Origin of the sequence: Tepidanaerobacter acetatoxydans Re1 (assembly GCF_000328765.2) — a bacterium.
Lineage (GTDB): Bacteria > Bacillota > Thermosediminibacteria > Thermosediminibacterales > Tepidanaerobacteraceae > Tepidanaerobacter > Tepidanaerobacter acetatoxydans.
Window position 1 is genome coordinate 957,745 of sequence record NC_019954.2, and the last position, 17,799, is coordinate 975,543.

At 31.6% G+C, this 17,799-nt stretch carries 19 protein-coding genes; 12 read left to right on the forward strand and 7 right to left on the reverse strand.

Going from position 1 to position 17,799, the window contains the following annotated elements:
• Nucleotides 1–10: 10 nt before the first annotated feature.
• Both TEPIRE1_RS04465 and TEPIRE1_RS04470 read left to right on the forward strand, forming a co-directional pair.
• Complete coding sequence (locus TEPIRE1_RS04465; protein WP_414929840.1) at nt 11–3,025, forward strand: DEAD/DEAH box helicase; 3,015 nt, start codon at nt 11–13, stop codon at nt 3,023–3,025.
• Between the two features lie 407 nt (nt 3,026–3,432).
• On the forward strand, nt 3,433–4,569 hold the full coding sequence (locus TEPIRE1_RS04470; RefSeq protein ID WP_013777984.1) for an Abi family protein: 1,137 nt from the start codon (nt 3,433–3,435) through the stop codon (nt 4,567–4,569).
• Nucleotides 4,570–4,601: 32 nt separating this feature from the next.
• Here TEPIRE1_RS04470 and TEPIRE1_RS04475 read toward each other — a convergent pair whose 3' ends face one another.
• From TEPIRE1_RS04475 to TEPIRE1_RS04490, 4 genes are read right to left on the reverse strand one after another with little or no spacing between them, the layout of a single operon-like run.
• Complete coding sequence (locus TEPIRE1_RS04475; protein ID WP_013777985.1) at nt 4,602–5,357, reverse strand: ABC transporter permease; 756 nt, start codon at nt 5,355–5,357, stop codon at nt 4,602–4,604.
• The gene (locus TEPIRE1_RS04480) at nt 5,332–6,306 is read right to left on the reverse strand and encodes an ABC transporter ATP-binding protein (protein ID WP_013777986.1); all 975 of its coding nucleotides are present in this window, start codon (nt 6,304–6,306) and stop codon (nt 5,332–5,334) included. Before TEPIRE1_RS04480 ends, TEPIRE1_RS04475 begins: the two co-directional genes overlap by 26 nt.
• A gap of 2 nt (nt 6,307–6,308) precedes the next feature.
• On the reverse strand, nt 6,309–6,764 hold the full coding sequence (locus TEPIRE1_RS04485; protein WP_013777987.1) for a GyrI-like domain-containing protein: 456 nt from the start codon (nt 6,762–6,764) through the stop codon (nt 6,309–6,311).
• Nucleotides 6,765–6,767: 3 nt separating this feature from the next.
• Nucleotides 6,768–7,631, reverse strand: coding sequence for an AraC family transcriptional regulator (locus tag TEPIRE1_RS04490; RefSeq protein ID WP_013777988.1), 864 nt, complete (start codon nt 7,629–7,631; stop codon nt 6,768–6,770).
• 260 nt (nt 7,632–7,891) lie between these two features.
• On the opposite strand from TEPIRE1_RS04490, the gene TEPIRE1_RS04495 reads away from it, so the two are divergent.
• Entirely contained in the window at nt 7,892–8,404 is a 513-nt protein-coding gene (locus tag TEPIRE1_RS04495; RefSeq protein ID WP_015295135.1) for a transposase, read from the forward strand.
• On the forward strand, nt 8,380–9,267 hold the full coding sequence (locus TEPIRE1_RS04500) for an IS4 family transposase (RefSeq protein WP_425314945.1): 888 nt from the start codon (nt 8,380–8,382) through the stop codon (nt 9,265–9,267). The genes TEPIRE1_RS04495 and TEPIRE1_RS04500 overlap by 25 nt, the downstream gene beginning before the upstream one ends.
• 98 nt (nt 9,268–9,365) lie before the next feature.
• Here the strand turns inward: TEPIRE1_RS04500 and TEPIRE1_RS04505 are convergent, their stop codons facing one another.
• Genes TEPIRE1_RS04505 through mobC form a run of 3 tightly spaced genes read right to left on the reverse strand, consistent with a single transcriptional unit; the run spans nt 9,366 to nt 10,848 of the window.
• Entirely contained in the window at nt 9,366–9,647 is a 282-nt protein-coding gene (locus TEPIRE1_RS04505; RefSeq protein ID WP_048894705.1) for a hypothetical protein, read from the reverse strand.
• A complete protein-coding gene (locus TEPIRE1_RS04510; RefSeq protein ID WP_015295138.1) occupies nt 9,599–10,741 on the reverse strand; it encodes a relaxase/mobilization nuclease domain-containing protein in 1,143 nt (380 codons plus the stop codon). The genes TEPIRE1_RS04505 and TEPIRE1_RS04510 overlap by 49 nt, the downstream gene beginning before the upstream one ends.
• A complete protein-coding gene (gene mobC, locus TEPIRE1_RS14440) occupies nt 10,702–10,848 on the reverse strand; it encodes a plasmid mobilization relaxosome protein MobC (RefSeq protein WP_144312818.1) in 147 nt (48 codons plus the stop codon). The genes TEPIRE1_RS04510 and mobC overlap by 40 nt, the downstream gene beginning before the upstream one ends.
• 446 nt (nt 10,849–11,294) lie before the next feature.
• On the opposite strand from mobC, the gene TEPIRE1_RS04515 reads away from it, so the two are divergent.
• The 8 genes from TEPIRE1_RS04515 (at nt 11,295) to TEPIRE1_RS04545 (ending at nt 17,798) form a co-directional block, all read left to right on the forward strand.
• Nucleotides 11,295–12,134, forward strand: coding sequence for a hypothetical protein (locus tag TEPIRE1_RS04515; RefSeq protein WP_231848323.1), 840 nt, complete (start codon nt 11,295–11,297; stop codon nt 12,132–12,134).
• Nucleotides 12,128–12,508, forward strand: coding sequence for a hypothetical protein (locus TEPIRE1_RS14085; protein WP_023211412.1), 381 nt, complete (start codon nt 12,128–12,130; stop codon nt 12,506–12,508). The genes TEPIRE1_RS04515 and TEPIRE1_RS14085 overlap by 7 nt, the downstream gene beginning before the upstream one ends.
• A gap of 351 nt (nt 12,509–12,859) precedes the next feature.
• On the forward strand, nt 12,860–13,507 hold the full coding sequence (locus TEPIRE1_RS04520; protein ID WP_013777991.1) for a hypothetical protein: 648 nt from the start codon (nt 12,860–12,862) through the stop codon (nt 13,505–13,507).
• A 3-nt stretch (nt 13,508–13,510) separates the two neighbouring features.
• A complete protein-coding gene (locus tag TEPIRE1_RS04525) occupies nt 13,511–13,822 on the forward strand; it encodes a hypothetical protein (protein WP_013777992.1) in 312 nt (103 codons plus the stop codon).
• A 204-nt stretch (nt 13,823–14,026) separates the two neighbouring features.
• Nucleotides 14,027–14,824 carry a CPBP family intramembrane glutamic endopeptidase gene (locus TEPIRE1_RS04530; RefSeq protein ID WP_013777993.1) on the forward strand — a complete coding sequence of 266 codons (798 nt, stop codon included), beginning with the start codon at nt 14,027–14,029 and terminating at the stop codon, nt 14,822–14,824.
• Between the two features lie 192 nt (nt 14,825–15,016).
• A complete protein-coding gene (locus TEPIRE1_RS04535; RefSeq protein ID WP_013777994.1) occupies nt 15,017–15,691 on the forward strand; it encodes a response regulator transcription factor in 675 nt (224 codons plus the stop codon).
• Nucleotides 15,679–16,863 carry a HAMP domain-containing sensor histidine kinase gene (locus TEPIRE1_RS04540; RefSeq protein ID WP_013777995.1) on the forward strand — a complete coding sequence of 395 codons (1,185 nt, stop codon included), beginning with the start codon at nt 15,679–15,681 and terminating at the stop codon, nt 16,861–16,863. Before TEPIRE1_RS04535 ends, TEPIRE1_RS04540 begins: the two co-directional genes overlap by 13 nt.
• A 59-nt stretch (nt 16,864–16,922) precedes the next feature.
• Nucleotides 16,923–17,798: an ABC transporter ATP-binding protein gene (locus tag TEPIRE1_RS04545; protein WP_013777996.1), complete on the forward strand. Its 876-nt coding sequence runs from the start codon at nt 16,923–16,925 to the stop codon at nt 17,796–17,798.
• Nucleotide 17,799: the final 1 nt, after the last annotated feature.

The window sequence follows — 17,799 nt, forward strand, 5'->3', positions numbered from 1 at the left end:
TGAAAAAGGGGTGGATGGTTTGAAGAGAACTGAAACAAAGATAAAAAGGAATATATTTTCAGGGGTAAAAAAGCAAGGTAAATATATGTCAACTTCAGAAGTAATTAAAAGTTGGGATAATGGTACTACAGAGGTAATTGCTGAAGATATTAATGGGATAGGGTTAAGACCAGCCCAGTTTGGGGCACTATCTGCAATTAGAGCACATTGGACAGTAAGTAATAAGGATGCTACAGTTGTAATGCCAACTGGAACAGGAAAAACAGAAACGATGATGGCTGCCGTAGTAACGGAAAGTATTGAAAGGACCTTGGTTGCAGTTCCTTCTGCCTTATTACGTACCCAGGTATACGATAAATTTAAAACACTTGGGATTTTATATGATATTGGATATTTAAAAGATAGGGTAGTTCCACCTAATGTACTAAAATTAAATAACAATATTAAGAACTTTGATGAATTTAGAAGGTATATTGAAAAATCAAACATTATAGTTACAACAATGGCACTATTATGTAAGATGCAGGAAGATTATAAAACATATTTATCAGACATGATTGACCTACTTATAGTAGATGAAAGCCATCATATTAGTGCAAAAACATGGATGGAAACAAAATCTTGGTTTTTAAATAATAAAATAATTCAATTTACTGCAACTCCCTTTAGAGATGATGGTAAAAAAATTGATGGGGATATAATATATAATTTTCCCCTTCATTTGGCACAAAAACAAGGTTATTTTAAAAAAATAGAGTTTGAGCCAGTAGAAGAATTTGATGAGCTTAAAAGTGATAGAGAAATTGCTAAAAGGGCAGTATATTTACTTCAAAAAGATCTAAGGGATGGATATGAACATTTACTCTTGGTAAGGGCCAAAACTATAGCTAGGGCTGAAGAATTATTTGATAATATCTATAACAAATATTATTCAGAATTTAAGCCTATATTAATAACCAATAGGCAAAGTGCTAAAGAGAAAAAAGAAAGAATGGAACAATTAAAATCTTTGGAATCTAAAATTTTGGTTTGTGTAGATATGTTTGGCGAGGGTATTGATATACCAAACTTAAAAATTGCGGCAATTCATGATAAATACAAGTCTATACCTATTACGCTACAATTTATAGGAAGGTTTGCAAGGACTGCTGAAAAACTGGGAGATGCGAAAATTGTAGCCAATATTGCTGACGATGATATTGTTGATGCAATTGAAGAATTATATGAAAAAGATACTGATTGGAATCAATTATTACCTTTAAAATCTAACGAATATATTGATAAAGAATTATCATTACAAAAGTTAATTAGGGGGTTTAGTTCAGAAGACTTAGATGATGTAAGCTTATCCCAGTTAAAACCTAAAGTTAGTATGATTGCCTATCGCACAAATGATAAAAAATGGTACTGTGATAGATGGACTAACATTTTTGACGAAAGTAAATGTAGATACTTTATAAATCAAGATGAAAAAATATTGATTATAATTGAACCTAGAGAGGTTAATATTGGGTGGACCAGTCAGCAAGATATTTTTAATATTGAATGGCATTTATATATAGTATACTGGAACAATGATAAGAATATTGTATTTTTAAACTCAACAGATAAGTCAAAAGGATATAGATTAATTAAAGAAATTTTTGATAATGAACCCATAACCATTAAATCTGAGAATGTATTTAGGAGTTTTTCGGGAATAAATAGACTAATGTTAGGAACTGTAGGTTTGAATTCTGGAATTGATGGACCAGTACGTTATAAGATGTTTGCAGGAATTGATGTGGGAGAAGGAATATCAGAGTCCCAAAAAGCAAATTGTTATAAATCTAATTTATTTGGAAATGGATATAATGGAAATGGGAAAGTTAGTATCGGTGCTTCTCACAAGGGAACCGTATGGTCGAGATGGGTTGAGAGTATTGATTACTGGAAAAATTGGTGTGATCAAACCATTGATAAAATCAATGATGATACAATTAATGTTGGCAAATTACTAGAGGGAGTATTAACACCAAAGCTTATTAGTAAGTTACCAGAATCACATCCTTACAGAATTGATTGGCCATTAGACTTTGATGTAAATATGGATAGAAGGATTATAATAGACACAGGTTTGTATGAAGTACCAATGTATGAATTAGATATTAGATTAAAGAGTGTTAACCATAAAAATAATGATATTATTTTTATGGTTAAAGGTGAGCAATTTATAGAAGAATTTCGTTTATCAATATTAAAAGATAATTATTTTATTACAAGTGTATCTAATATGATGGCTGAAATAAAGATAGGAAATTCAAAAAAACAATATCTTTATGAATTTTTTAAAGAAGAGCCACCAACGATTTGGTTTGCAGATGGTTCTTCTTTACAAGGAAATATTTTAGTGAGTATTCCCAAAAACCAAATAATAGAATTTCCTGAAAAAAATATTATTAGTTATGACTGGAATTTGCTAGGAGTAGATATAAGGTCAGAATCTCAACTTGATAAAACAACAAATCTTAAGAAGAAAAATTCAATTCAATATAAAGTTATAGAAAAACTAATTGAAGCAAATAAATATACTATCATATTTGATGATGATGGGAGTGGAGAAATAGCAGATATAGTTGCAATTAGTGAAGAAGATAATACTATTACAATGAATTTATTTCACTGTAAGTTTTTCCATGGAGATAAACCAGGGAGTAGGATAAATGATTTATATGAAGTGTGTGGCCAAGCTGAAAAATCTGTTAGTTGGAAACAAAAACCAATCGATTTGATTGACAGAATGAAGTATAGGGAAGTCTCAAGAAATAAGGAAAATAAACCTTCTCGTTTTGAAATTGGAGATCTACATGAATTATCAATAATTAGAAAAAAGTTAATGAGACAAAAATCAAATATGAATATTTATATTGTTCAGCCTGGGGTAGATAGCGCTAAAATAACTACTGATATGAATAGTTTATTAGCTACATCTCATTCATACTGTATGGATACATTTGGCATAGAACTGAAGCTAATATGTTCATAAATAACATTAATAATAGCATGAAATTGGAATCCAATTATCTAGATTATGAAAATTATTAGATAACATATAGGTATAATTTATTATAGATTATGGATTATTATACAATAATTATAAAATACATGAATAAAACTTTTAAAATTGAATAAACTTTAGTTGAATCGATTAATATTTTGTGATATAATTTAAATTACAAAAGATCGATTAAAGACTGCGGGTGATTCACTGCCCTCAGTCTTTCTATTTTATATCGATATTTCATTTCATTTTTATATAAATTACTTATAGAATAAGGGTAACATTTTATTGATTTGGTGAATACTATATGATAAAATGACATTACAAAAGATCGATTAAAGACTGCGGGTGATTTTTCCCTCAGTCTTTCTACATATTAGGGGTGAAATTGGATGGAAAAACAATTCTCTATATATAGTGAAAGGGTTGAAATTCTTAGAAAACGGAATATGAGTATTGATAATAGTAGTGAAGAGAAAATCCTTTTAAATAAATATAATTATTATAATTTGATTAATGGCTACAAAGATCCCTTTCTATATAAGGGGACAAGCCCAAATGAACGGTATATAACTGGGACACGCCTAAGTGAATTGGAGGCCTTGTTGAAATTTGATACTAGTTTAAGGCTTCTATTTTTAAGAGAAATTTTAAAGATAGAAGAAATTATAAAAAATCAAATAGTTCAGTCGTTTTATCATTATCATTTATATAAAGAACCTGGAAATACTGAAATAGAGCGTGTAAATCTGCATAGGGACAGTGAATATTTAAGAAGGAAATATTATGATCTTACTGATTTATATACTGTTTATACTAACAATAGTTATGGAGTTGTTAGTACTACTGTATCATTTAATCATCCTAGAAGAAATTGTACAAGGTGGGATAGGCAATCTACATATGATAATTATATAGCCACAGTATATAGAACCTTAGGTCAGCAAAGGAAAAATAAAAATGATTCAATTAAATCTTATTTGGAACAACATGGTTATATGCCAATGTGGATTTTAATGAATGTATTAACCTTTGGAAATGTAAGCCATTTATTCACTCTTCAAAAAAGAGATGTGCAAATGGATATAATTAATTCACTAAACTTAAATTCTACTCCATTAATTTCAGATGATTTATCAATTGTCAATACCTCAAGAATTTTACAGATTTTAAGTATATATAGAAATATTTGTGCCCATAATGAAAGATTTTATATTACAAAAATTAAAGTACCTATTGATGATATTTATATGAATTTTGGAAACAAACTTCCTAATACTGTAGGTCCTACTTTAGGTAGAAGACTAAATGACTCTCAAAGGAAAAAAAGGCTAAATGCAAGGCAAGGGGTCTATGCATTAATTTTTATAATTTCATTATTTATGAATAAAAAGGAATTAAATGATTTTGTTATTGAAATTAGAAATGAATTTAAAAAACTTGAGTATAAATTAAGCACTATTCCTATAGATGAAATTGAAAGATTTATGGGCTTAAATTTTGATTGGTTCAGCTTGATTAAGAACTAAAGGGGAAGCTTAATGCTTCCCCTTATGGTTAATTATAATTTAGTTTGGCTTTTTAAACTTTTTATAGCCGATAGAAAGCTAATAGAGCTTAAAACTAATAAAAGTATCAATACAAATATAATATCTTTAATACTAATATTTCCATTTAAGATAATAAAACGCAGTGCATTAATTACATGGGTAAAAGGATTTAGTTTAACAAGAATAGATAGTAATCCTCTAATTTCTTCTGTGGGAAATAAGGCACTACTAAGAAAAAATAATGGAAGTACTATGGCATTCATTACGGTTTCATAGATCATTTCATTTGGAAGAGTTAGACTAATACTATATGAAATAGATGCCATAAAAAAGGCTGTCATAAAGATTAATAGTATTATAGAAATTATACTAGGTACATTTAAAGGTATCGTAACAGAGAATAATAGACTGATTAAGATCATTACTGCCACTTCAAAAAAGGAACATAATACCCCTTCTAAAATCTGACCTAATACTATAGAATATCTTTTAACGGGTGCTATTAATATTCGGTAGAAACTTCCATTGTTTTTCATAATATAATTCATCATGCCACTACTACTGCATGTAGCAAAGATTACTAATACAATTAATCCAGGAAGGATAAAGGCTGTATAGTTTTCAATACCAGTATTCTTCATGGTTTCACCTGCAACAGTGCTATAGAGAACCAGCCACAAAATAGGTTGTAAAATAGTAATAAATATTGTAAATAGATTATTAAATCTTAATTTTATATTTCTATAAAGTATAGTCATAGTATCCATTGTTATTCACCTCTAAATCTTTATCAGTTAATTTTAAAAATACATCTTCTAATGAAGGTTTTCCTATTTCAATTCCATTAAAAAGTATATCATTATCTATTAAAAATCTTGTAGTTCTATTTAAATCAAATTTACCATCATCTGTATCTATTAGAACTTTATTCTCTTTTAAAAATACCTGAGTTTTAGGATATATTTTTTTTAATTCTTCTATATATTTTTTAGCTTTATCACCTTTAGAAAAACTTATCTTTAAAGTATCCTTGCCTAGAAAGCTACGTAGTTCCAAAGGGGTACCTGTAATAATTTCTTTACCATCTTTCATAATACAGATACTATCACTTAAAATATCAGCCTCTTCAAGATAATGGGTTGTAAGAAAAATAGTAGTATTAAAATCACTACGAATAGTTTTTATCATATCCCACATAGCCATACGAGATTTAATGTCCATCCCTACAGTTGGCTCATCTAAAAATAAAATCTTAGGATTAGACATCATATTGAGAGCTATATCAAGCCTTCTTTTTACACCACCAGAATAAGAGGATACAGGATAACTTCTATATTCTTTAAGTCCAAAACTATCTATAAGTTTATCCATTCTATTAATGGCTATATCTTTTGGAACTTTATATAATCGGCTTTGAAATATCATATTTTCTTCTAGGGATAGATGAGTATCAATAGAAATTTGTTGTGCTACACAGGCTATATTAGATCTTATAGCTATTGGATTTTTATTGATATTTTCATCAAATATTTTAATACTACCAGAATCAGCTTCTAAATATGTTGTAAGTATTTTTATTAAAGTAGATTTACCAGCTCCATTTTCTCCAAGAAGTGAAAAAATCTCTCCTTCTTTCACTTTTAAGTTAAAATTATTCAAAGCCTTTACACCATTTTTATATGATTTATTTAAATCTTTTACCTCAATAGCATTCATTACTAATCCTCCAATATAGGAAATTGAATTTCAGTTATATATTTATTAGGATTTCCCCTTAAAATCATTCCAGGTCCTTTTATAAAAACTTCACGGAAAGGTGGAACTATTATTATTTCATTAGAATTAGCATATTCTTTTATAGCTTTATAGCCATCTAAAAGACTTTCATAAGGTCCAATATGGGTTACACATAAAGCTTTTATTCTAGGTGTTAATTTTATCTCTATTCCATTAGAATTTGGTTCTTCTTCTGTTGGTACACATAACTCCATTTCACCTATTTTAGTCCTATGGTCTATATTTAGATAATTGAAAAATGGTGCACCATTAGTTTTTCCTCTTATAGATTTAAAGACATTTGGGAATACCTTGTTAGCTTCAGTTACAACTCCGCTATATTTCATATAGGCTACTCTTATAGGTTCAATTTCTTTGATTTCAACTTTATAATTCATAAATCAATTCTCCTTTTTATTTATTGATATCCACACTTCAGAGTGACCAGTTATAGACGAATTTTTTAATATAGGGTATACTTCAACATCAGGAAGCCAACCATATTCATATCCAGAAAAGGGAAGCCATTCAGTATAAAATCTTCTAAATACTTTTTGAATATCTTTTTTAAAATTACCCTCATTTTCAAAGATGACCCAATTAGACTCTGGAATAAAACATTCATACATTCCTGTAGGAGTAGGTTTATCGGTTGGAACTCCAATGTAGTAATGTATATCTTTTGGGTTTTTGTATACACTAACTCCCAATATGCCCTTTGGCTCCTTATTATTTAAAGAACAAATCTCTTCAAAAATACCGCTCTTTAAAGTTTCTTTCCAAAATAAAGGAACCTTTTTCTGATTAGAGTCCATATTTTCTATTAGCGGAGTACGAATACCTACAAGGCGAATTCCTTTCTTTTCCTCTATATAATAGGGCATAGGTTCGTCTCCCATAATATTTATAGAAAACTTAATTCTTGGATATGCATTTAATACAGCTCCTTTCTTTTTAGCAGAACTTGGAGTTATATTGTGAACTCCTTTAAAAGCTCTGGTGAAAGAGGTTGGAGAACCATATCCATATTTTAAAGCTATATCTATAATCTTTTCATTTGTTCTTTGTAATTCAAACCCAGCTTGTGTCATTCTACGGCGTCTTATATATTCAGATAAGCTAATACCAGCAATATATGAAAACATACGTTGAAAATAAAAGGTAGAACAACAGGCAATATTAGCACATTCGTCATAAGATATTTCACCATCAAGATTATCTTCTATATAATCTATTGCATTACTTAGATTTTTTAACCAGTCCATTTTCTCACTCCTTAACTATAAGAATACAGTAATAATTTTTATTAAACCTTTCTTTTTATGTCCTCTTTTGTAAACTTTACCTCATTAAAAAATTAGTATCAACTCTTTAATATGTTTACTCAACTTTCCCACCCATGAAATGGGCTTGAACCTTGAAAAATTCATATAAAAACGCACTTTAAAACAACAAGAAACCTCCAAAGAATGGTATAATTGAAGTAACTAAAACCCAATAATACCAGTCGCTAAGGAGGTTTCCCATGACCAGTATATCAGATTTACAAAATAATGACCAGATGCTTGATTCTAGAATTGATTATTTCTTTAAGAAGCTTAACATTTCAAAAATGTTGCTTAAATCTAATTTCTACAAGGAATCAGGGGTTTGCTGCGTTACAATATTAAAAGCATTATTTTCTCTGGTTTTTAACGGCAAAAATCTTTATCGAACCCTAGTCCTACAAAGTGAAGATTTGCCTTTTAGGAAAAATACCGCTTATCGCTTCCTTAATGATGGGCGCTTTAACTGGGAAAAGCTACTTCAATTGATAATGACACGTCTGATTTTATTCATTGACGGTCTAACCGGGGAAAACTGGCAGTCAGTACTGATTTTTGACGACTCGCTTTTTAGCCGTAACCGCAGTAAAAAAGTAGAATTTTTAGCCAAGGTGTTTGATCATACTAGCCATAAATTTTGCAAAGGTTTCCAAATGCTAACTATGGGATGGTCTCGCAAAACACCTTTATGCCTATTTCCTTCTGCTTGTTAAGTTCCCATAATGATAAAAATGTGCTCTGCAAAGCCAAGACGACGGATAAAAGGACCCTTGCCTACAAGCGCCGAAAGCTGGCTAGACAGGAAGCTCCCGATGTGGTGTTAACTATGCTTCGCAGTGCAAAGGATATTCCGGCTAAATTTGTGCTCTTTGACAGTTGGTTTACAATGCCCAAGACCGTAATTCGAGTTAAAAGGGAAAATCGTGATGTTATAGGTATGATCCGTATTACAGAAAAGATCCATTATCAATACCAAGGTAAATGGCAAAATGTCAAAAGTATCTATCAAAAGATTAAAAAGTCCTCTAATACGAAAGGCATCATCGGATCAGTTTGTGTCAAACTTAGGGAAGATAGGGTCTCCACCGCCGATAAATTTATTGATGCCAAAATTGTTTTTGTGAAAGACCGTAGTTCGGATAATTGGCATCTCCTTCTTTGCACCGACATTTCCGTAAGTGATGAAGAAGTCGTCCGGGTCTATGGAAAGCGCTGGGATATAGAAGTTTTCTTCAAGGTTTGCAAGTCATATCTAGCCTTGGCTAAAGAGTATCAGGGACGCAGCTATGACATGCAAGTTGCGGCTACAACTATTGTTTTCCTTAGATATGCTATGTTATCTATGGAAGCTAGAAATGCTACCGATGATAGAACTATAGGTGATCTATTTTTCTACCTCAAAGAAGAACTGCAAGACATAAAGCTCTCTCAGTCGCTGATGCTTTTGGTTGATACCCTTCGCCAGACGCTAAGTAAATTGCCTTTGATTAGTCAGGAGATGGCTAAGATGATTATGGATACATTTTTGAATACTATACCGCAGCCTTTGAGACAAAAATTGTTATTGTGTGCGTGACTATAGATTTTTCAAGGTTCAAGCTGTAATTAGCAGGTGGGAAAGTTGAGATGTTTATTAATCTTATTTCAATTTTTTTAACCAGAAGAGAGAGCAAATTAATGCTCCCTCTTCTGATTAATTTCAGGTTCTTGCCACTGCATATAAGTCTCCAAATTGGATTTTAAAAAATTAAGTTGGGAGACTTTTTCTTTTTGTTTTTGATAATCCTGGTAGGCCTTTTCCTTTAATTGTGTTTGTTCTTTTAGCTTCTTTTTTAAAACTGGAACAGAAACTAATATATCTTCAGAAATTGAATTCCCTAATGCTTTTATAGAAGCTTCAAAAAGGATTATTTCATCAGTATGTGCTTTATAAAAGGATTCTTTATCTTTCGCCATTGCCAGGCATCATATATAGGTTTTAATCTATTATGGGTTTCTATATTTTTGATTTTTAAACTAATATTAGCAATATTATTTTCAATATTTTTAATATTAGTAGCCATATTTGTTAGTTCTAGATTTACCTTACCTATAGCATCATAGAGTTCATCTCTGGAATTAATTTGATGAATTGTCATCAAATTTAATGTTTTAGCCATGCTTTTCAAATTATGTTGTTTTGCCCATATTTCATAACCTCTAAATTCTTGAGCCTTTGGGTTATTTTTTAAATCAATGATCCTACCTAAATTAGAATGATTTCTTGGGCTAGTGCCACGAGATTTGGGTTTTGTAGGATATTTTTCTTTTCTACATACTCGGTTTTCTATTTCTTTCTTAATATTTTCCTCTGTATAATCTTCACCAATAGTCTTAGCTCTAGTGAATCTTTCCTGCTCCTTTGCTCTGAAGGAGATATGTTTACCTTCCTTAATTTCGTAACCCATTGCTCTCATTAATCTAAGAAAATCTTCCCAATCATTAGCTCTCTTAATAGCATTATCAATAGAGTATTGGAGCTGTGCTTTCCAACTCTTTCCTCTTTTTCGTTCTTGATATTCTTTATATGACTTACCTTCTTCTTTTCCTTGATTTTCAATAATGGATAATCCATATTCCTTGCAGAGTTTATCACTAATATTACGAATCTGATGGTAGGTTTTCTTATTAGAATTATAGGCATAGCTATCGGTAAAGCTAACATTATTAAATAATATATGGTTATGAATATGGCCTTTATCTATATGTGTTGTAAGTATATATTCATATTTTCCCTTGAGGGCCTCATCTATTAATTTTTTTCCAATTTCATGAGCTATTTCAGGTGTTAGTTTATCATCTGGATCAAAAGATTGAATCAAATGTCTGGCTAAATTTTTAGTAGAACTATTCCATGATTGTCTAGTCATTTCAAATTCTAATGCAGCTGTTTCATGTCCACAGGCATGAGTGGAAATTAGAATTTCTTCGTCAGTTTTTTCAGGATTACAAATATATTTTATGCTTAAATCTAAGGTAGTTTTGATAGGATGGATTTTTGTAATTGCCATAATTCCCTCATCATCTCCTTAATTTCTTCTATATCTTCACTATAGATATTACTTGTGGAATTAACTCGTTTTGCTATTTGATTCATATTACTTCCAAATCGGGTCATGTGGAGTGCGTAATAGGAATGCAAAGGCAAGTGTCCTCCTATAATAAGCTCTTGCTTCCTCCAGAATTTCCTCTCTTCTTTCCCAATATTAAATGAGGAGAAGCAGGAGTAAAAGCAGGATTAAGGAATAAAAGCAGGAGTAAAAGGCAGGAATAAAAGGAGGTACAAGGAATAAAGATAGGAATAAAGACAGGAATAAGGGATAAGGATTAAGTATAGAAAGAATAGGAACAAGAGTTAGTGAGAGACAGGACTAAGGTGTTAGCAGGGTTAGGAATTAAGGGAAGATGCAGGGATAATACAGGAGATTCTTTATTTCTTATTTCTATCACAATTTCTTGGAGAGTACATATAGAATGTGTTATAATAATAAAGAATATATTGAAAATTATTCCAAATTAAAGATTAATATGATACATGATATTATAAAGGCTGGGAGGGCGCTTATGAAAGATAAGATTCTTAAACAAATTACAGATTATTATTTGAATTCTAGAGATTTCAATGGATTCCCATTATATAATTTTGACAAAAATTATAGTAATTTAATTTGCCAGTTAATAGATGAAGATAAGGTAGAGGTATTATCTCCTGCATTTGTTTTAAACCCACATATAAAAGCATTAAGATTAAATATAGATAAGGAGGAACAGAAAAAAGAGATTATTAAGAAAGGTGATTCAGTTGTTTTATATCCTACAGAAAAACATTTAAAATCATTAAATATAAATAGTGAAAAGCCTTTTACAAAAATGCTTTTAGATGGACAAGGACAATTGAAAATATTATTTTTTAATATAGAAATATTAGAATCATACTTTCAAGACCCGAGATATGATGTATTTTGGTCTGATTATCGAGGTAGCATTGTTGTATCTGATGAATTTTATGATGAGAACTTAGAAAGTGAATATATAAAGGATTTTGGATTAGGTTATCATAAAGAAAAGTTATATGAAGAAAAGGTGGTTGGAGTTTTTCTAGGAGACTTAGCAGAACTTTCGCTTAATGCACAACTTAAATGGAATATAAATTATTTAGAATATCAACAAGAGTATTTTATAAATGATGGCTTTTATAAAAACTTGGTGTTGGGAGAATGGATAGATGAGGTATCAATTTATGATGCTGTTCTCGATGAAATGATAGTTATAAATAGTATGTGTGAAAATATGGGTATTCCACATTTATTCAATAAAATCTATAAGCCACATACATTTGAAAAACCAGAAGATTATAGGGTAATGTTTCTTCAACTCTTAAAAATTACTATGGTTTCATGTTAGCACTTGAAAAAATAATTGTACATAATATTAATTACAAAACTTTTACATCTGCCACTAGATTTATAAAATCAGTAGAACGAAAGGATGATAAAGGAAATTTAAAGGGAAGTTTGCAATTGATGTCGGAATGGTTAAAACAAAATATTAGAACTAATGAGAATATTGACGACCTGATTATAAATCCTTTAAAATTTATTAGAAAGATTAGACAGGTCCCTGCACATGAGATATTTTCTAATCAATATGATAAATCATTATTTAAAAAACAAAATGAAATAATGCTAGAAACCTATAAAGCAGTAAGAAGTATAAGATTATTTTTTGCTAATTATCCAGGAAATCGGGATATAGAGACACCAGAATATACAGCATAACAGACCGATATTTGTATGGGTTAGATATAAATTTTGATTATAATTTTACAAAAGAATATAGATTCAAGTACGAAAGCCAATGTGATTGTGCTTATTGTATAAACTATTATAAAACCTTCAAAGAAAAGTATCCTAAAATATCTAAATTTCTATAAGAATTTGGTTTAGATATAGAGTTTCCATTAGAATTTCCATTAGAATATGATAAGCTAGCCAATAAGATGGGATATATGTCCTATTATCCAGTTAAAGGTACTATGGATGAAGATGCAGAGTAGATATCTTTGTATGGGAATAAAAATAATTTAAGTTATGAGATTTATTTACACTTATAAAATTAGGAGAAAACATATGAATATAATAAAAATAGAGGGTATATCAGAATTATATCCCGAACCAGTAGAAGGAACATCAGAGTTGTGTTGTTGCACGGATAGTAAAGGGAGATATTGTGATTTGTTTGATGCTGAAGAAATAGTCAAATCCGGGGAAAAGTTTTCTGGGATGACTTGTCATTTAGTTCATTATCCAGAAGGAACTATATACAGTCCATTTAAACTTCAAGAAAACAGATATATTAAGGAACCAGTTTGGGATAATGGTAAGCTATATTTTCTATCTGTTGATTTTAATATTGAGAAAATACAAATATATAGCTATTTACCAAATGAAGAAATAATTGAAATGATAAAAGAACTACCACTTGGAATTGTAAAAGATTGTTATAATCTTATGTTAAAAGTTTCACCTATCACTCTTACTAGAGAAGAAAACGAATGTATTCTTGAAATTGTCTGGACTGAGAATAAGGAAATTGAGGTAGGAGCAACTGAGACATTCATGTTTCGTTATGGTGATGATTTGTATTTATCAGAGTGGGATGAGAATATAGAGTACAATGAAAATGTAATTGTTAGAGATTTAAAAACAGGAAAGATAAAAGAAAAACAACCAGGCTATCTATGTAGATTACCTGATGGAGTTTATTGGAGAATATAATATATGAGAAAAGAATTTGAAATTCAAGGTTGCATAGAGGTTCCAATTGAAATAACAGAAGAAGAGTTTGTAGATAGATTCATCAGCTTCATTGAATCTAACAATTGGTGGTTTGGTGGAGGGATTAGAGAAATTATCGATGGCTTCTATATTAATCAGGATGGAACAAAAGGTGAACATGTACTTAACTCTGATTTAAAAGAATTAATTTCAAAAGATAAGAGAGCAGAAGCAATAGAACTATTTATGAATTTAACAGGGGAAAGCCTAAAAGAAGCTGAAAGACACATTGATAATTTAAGTAAATTTTTATAGAAGAAAATGTAAAAAAATTGAAGGTGATAGAGTGTCAAAATTGATAACTCCATTGGGAGCTTTTAGGATATTTGATAATGCTGTCGAGGTAAAATATTATGTATAATAAAGATTAGAGATTTGACGACGCATAATTCATAAAATATGTCGTAAAGGTAGTAAAATGGGTAGAAGAAATTATTTATATTAGGTGAGGTGTACTAGATGGTAGGTACTTTAAAAGATGAGAAACTAAATTTAGGTGTATTGATAGCACTATTCTTTCTAAGATTTGCACTAGTCTTTTTATCGAATGCAAATACTATTTATTCTAATCGGGGCTTGGTTATATATTTATTGGGGACTTTTATATTGACTGGCTTTTTCATCTGTAAAAATATACAAACTTTAAGTAAATACAACATTAGTGGATTAGCGATTTTTATTTTCTTGTTTTCGCCTATTTTCTCTGTAATAGGAGACCCCTATAATTTTGTTGCATACATAAATATTCCCATAGCCATTGCATTTGGAATCTACTTGTTTCGGAAAAGAAATGAGATTGTTTTAACAAAAACACAAACTAATAAAATTACCATCAATATTGCAATAACTTTGATAATAACCGTTGTTATTATAACTATAGGTGTATTTATAAGAGGATTTAAAGGTGGCAGCAACCTTGATCCTTTGAATCTAGAATGGATTATTCATCAGTTTTTATTTCAGCTATCCTTTGCGGCAATTATGGAAGAACCACTTTTTAGGGGTTTTTTCTGGGGGTATTTAAAGAAGTATAAATTAAGCGACATAACAATTTGTGTTATTCAAGCCCTACTATTTTGGGGTGTTCATATTTATTATATAGATACAGGACTTAATTTCTGGATTTTCCACCCTATTACAGCTTTCCTAATTGGGGTAATTATTGTTAAAACGAAGAATATTGCCTATTCTTTAGTTGCTCATGCACTTATAAATACTATTTCACAAATTTTCATGTTTTATTATAAAATATTTTGAAACTATTTAGTATATAGATTTTAGGCTAAAAATGGTTTTTTATTAATTTACTCAACTTTCCCACCAACAAAATAGGCTTGAACCTTGAAAAATTCATATAGAAACACACATCAAAACAACAAGAAACCCCCTTAACGTGGTATAATTAAAGTAAACCAAACCCAATAATACCAGCCAATAAGGAGGTGTATTATGCGAACTAAAATTTTGATAGTAGATGATGAAGCCGATATCGTAGCAATGCTAAAAGGTTTTTTTGAAAATAGAAATTATGATGTGCTGACAGCGACAGATGGCATAGAAGCCATCAAGCAATCAGAACGACAGCCGGACATTATTCTGCTTGACATTAATATGCCGCAGTTAGATGGCTTATCTGTCTGCAGACGTATCAGGGATTATGTATCCTGCCCTATCTTATTTCTGACAGCACGGATTGAAGATGCCGACAAAGTCAAAGGATTTTCAGTGGGCGGCGATGATTACATCCTAAAGCCTTTTTCTATTATTGAGTTAGAGGCAAGAGTAGCTGCTCATCTGCGTAGGGAAAAACGGCGAGGAATAGAAGCAAAAGTGAAATTCGATGAGGGGCTTACCATTGATTACTCGGAAAGATGTGTATATTGGAACAACGAGGTAATCCCATTTGTGAAAAAGGAATTTGATATTATTGAGTTGTTGTCTCAAAATGTCGGACAGGTTTTTGATAAAGAGCGTATTTATGAACGTGTGTGGGGATATGACAGTGAGGGTGAAAGCAGTGTGATTTTTGAACATATACGACGTATCCGGTCAAGATTAGCTGCTGCTCATTGCAAGCCGTATATTGAAACAGTATGGGGGTGCGGGTATAAATGGATAAAATAAAGTATAGATTAAGAAACATATCCCTCCGCAAAAGCCTTGTTTTATATATTATTCTATTTACAGTGGTCGCCTTAGTATTAAGTATAGGGATCACGCAAGGTTGCCGAATTGCAGAAGAACGGCTCAACGCAAACTATCCGCAAACAGAAGAACGATATTATTTGACTAACGAAGCCGGAGAACGCTTGGGCGAGGGCGGCTTAATCGGAACTGAAAACATCCTTTATACGGTGCAGGACAAGAGAAGTTTGCAAGCGATTAATGTGACCCAAACCTTAGCGGTTCCTCTTTCGTTTTCCCTATGTATGCTCGCTGCAGTTTTTGTTTTTTACCGAAATAAATTGAAAAATCCACTTGCCGCTTTGGATAAGGCTTCAGAGCGTATTGCGAGCAATGACTTAGACTTTACGGTTAATTATAAGAGTCAGGATGAAATGGGTAGACTTTGTGCCTCGTTTGAAAAAATGAGGTTTTCCCTGCAGCAGAACAACCAGCTTATGTGGCGACAGATGGAACAGCGTAAACGTCTCAATGCTGCTTTTGCACATGATTTGCGCACTCCGCTTACGGTTTTGAAAGGATATTCAGAAATATTGCAACTCACGAATGATAGCTTAGCTGTGAAAGAAACGGCAGTCACTATGTCAAAGCATATTAACCGACTGGAACGGTATGTGGACAGCATGAGCACTCTGCAAAGAATGGAGGATATTGTACCCGATTACCAAAGGATTGAGATAGACAAGTTTGTGGATCATGCAGAACAGTTGGTGGACATGATTTGTCAGAAAGCAGGAAGGCAATGCCATTTTTATTCTCATACCCATTCAAATGCGGCCGTAATGGATATTGAAATGTTCTTACAAGTAATGGAGAACCTCGTATCCAATGCTGCTTATCATGCTGGCAACAGTGTAGAGGTTACCGTATCAGAGATTGATAATATGCTCAGCGTAACAGTGGCTGATGATGGTACCGGCTTTTCAGCTGACAGCTTAGAGAATGCAGCAGAGCCTTACTATACGGAAAGTTCCGATAAGTCAAAGCATTTCGGATTGGGGTTATATATTTGCAAAATATTCTGTGAGCGCCATAATGGTAGCTTAAAAGTCAGAAATACGGATAAAGGTGGAGAAGTTACGGCGTTTTTCAGAAAAGAAGCTATGCAGTAGAGAAAAAATTGAAAATTATATTCTAAAATCTCCTTATAACACTAAGGAGGTTTTTTATTATGGTTATTCAGACTTTAGAACTTACAAAAAAATACAACAGAAAAGTGACTGCCTTGAATCATGTTTCTTTGAGTATTGATACAGGTGTTTTTGGCTTGTTAGGCAAAAACGGTTCAGGAAAAACAACACTAATGAGGATCCTGACCACCTTACTTACTCCAACAGATGGAAAGGTGTCCATCCTCGGAATGGATGCGGTAAAAGCAAATCAAGAGGAAATTAAGCGTAATATTGGCTATCTTCCACAGGAATTTGGATTTTATAAAGATTTTACGGTATATGAAATTATGCAGTATATGTGCTTTCTGCGTGGAACGGAGAAAGCTATGCAAAAAGCTTTAATTCACGATGCATTGGAACAAGTCAATTTATTGGATCACAGTAAAAAGAAGTACAAGCAGTTATCGGGCGGCATGAAGCGCAGAGTGGGATTGGCGCAGGCCATTATGCACTCCCCTCCGATTTTGATCGTAGATGAGCCAACGGCCGGCGTTGATCCGGAGGAAAGAATTAATATTCGCAAGCTGCTTAGCACTTATGCTGAAAACCACGCCGTGCTGTTTTCGACCCACATTGTAGAGGATATCGAATACACCTGCAATAAGTTGGCAGTATTAGACGGTGGTAATCTACTGTTTACCGGCGCATTAGATGAACTTCTGCATTTGGCAGACGGAAAAATTTACGAGTGTGCTTTTGATTCTCTTGCTGAATTTCAGGAATTTGAACAGAAATATAAAGTTATATCTTTTAAGCGTGATGGCTCCAAAACAAAGGCTATTGCTATCGTCGAATCGGCAAAATTGACAAACGCTACCCCTTATCGCCCATCACTTGAAGAAGCATATGTCTACATTACTACAAGGAGAGAATAAA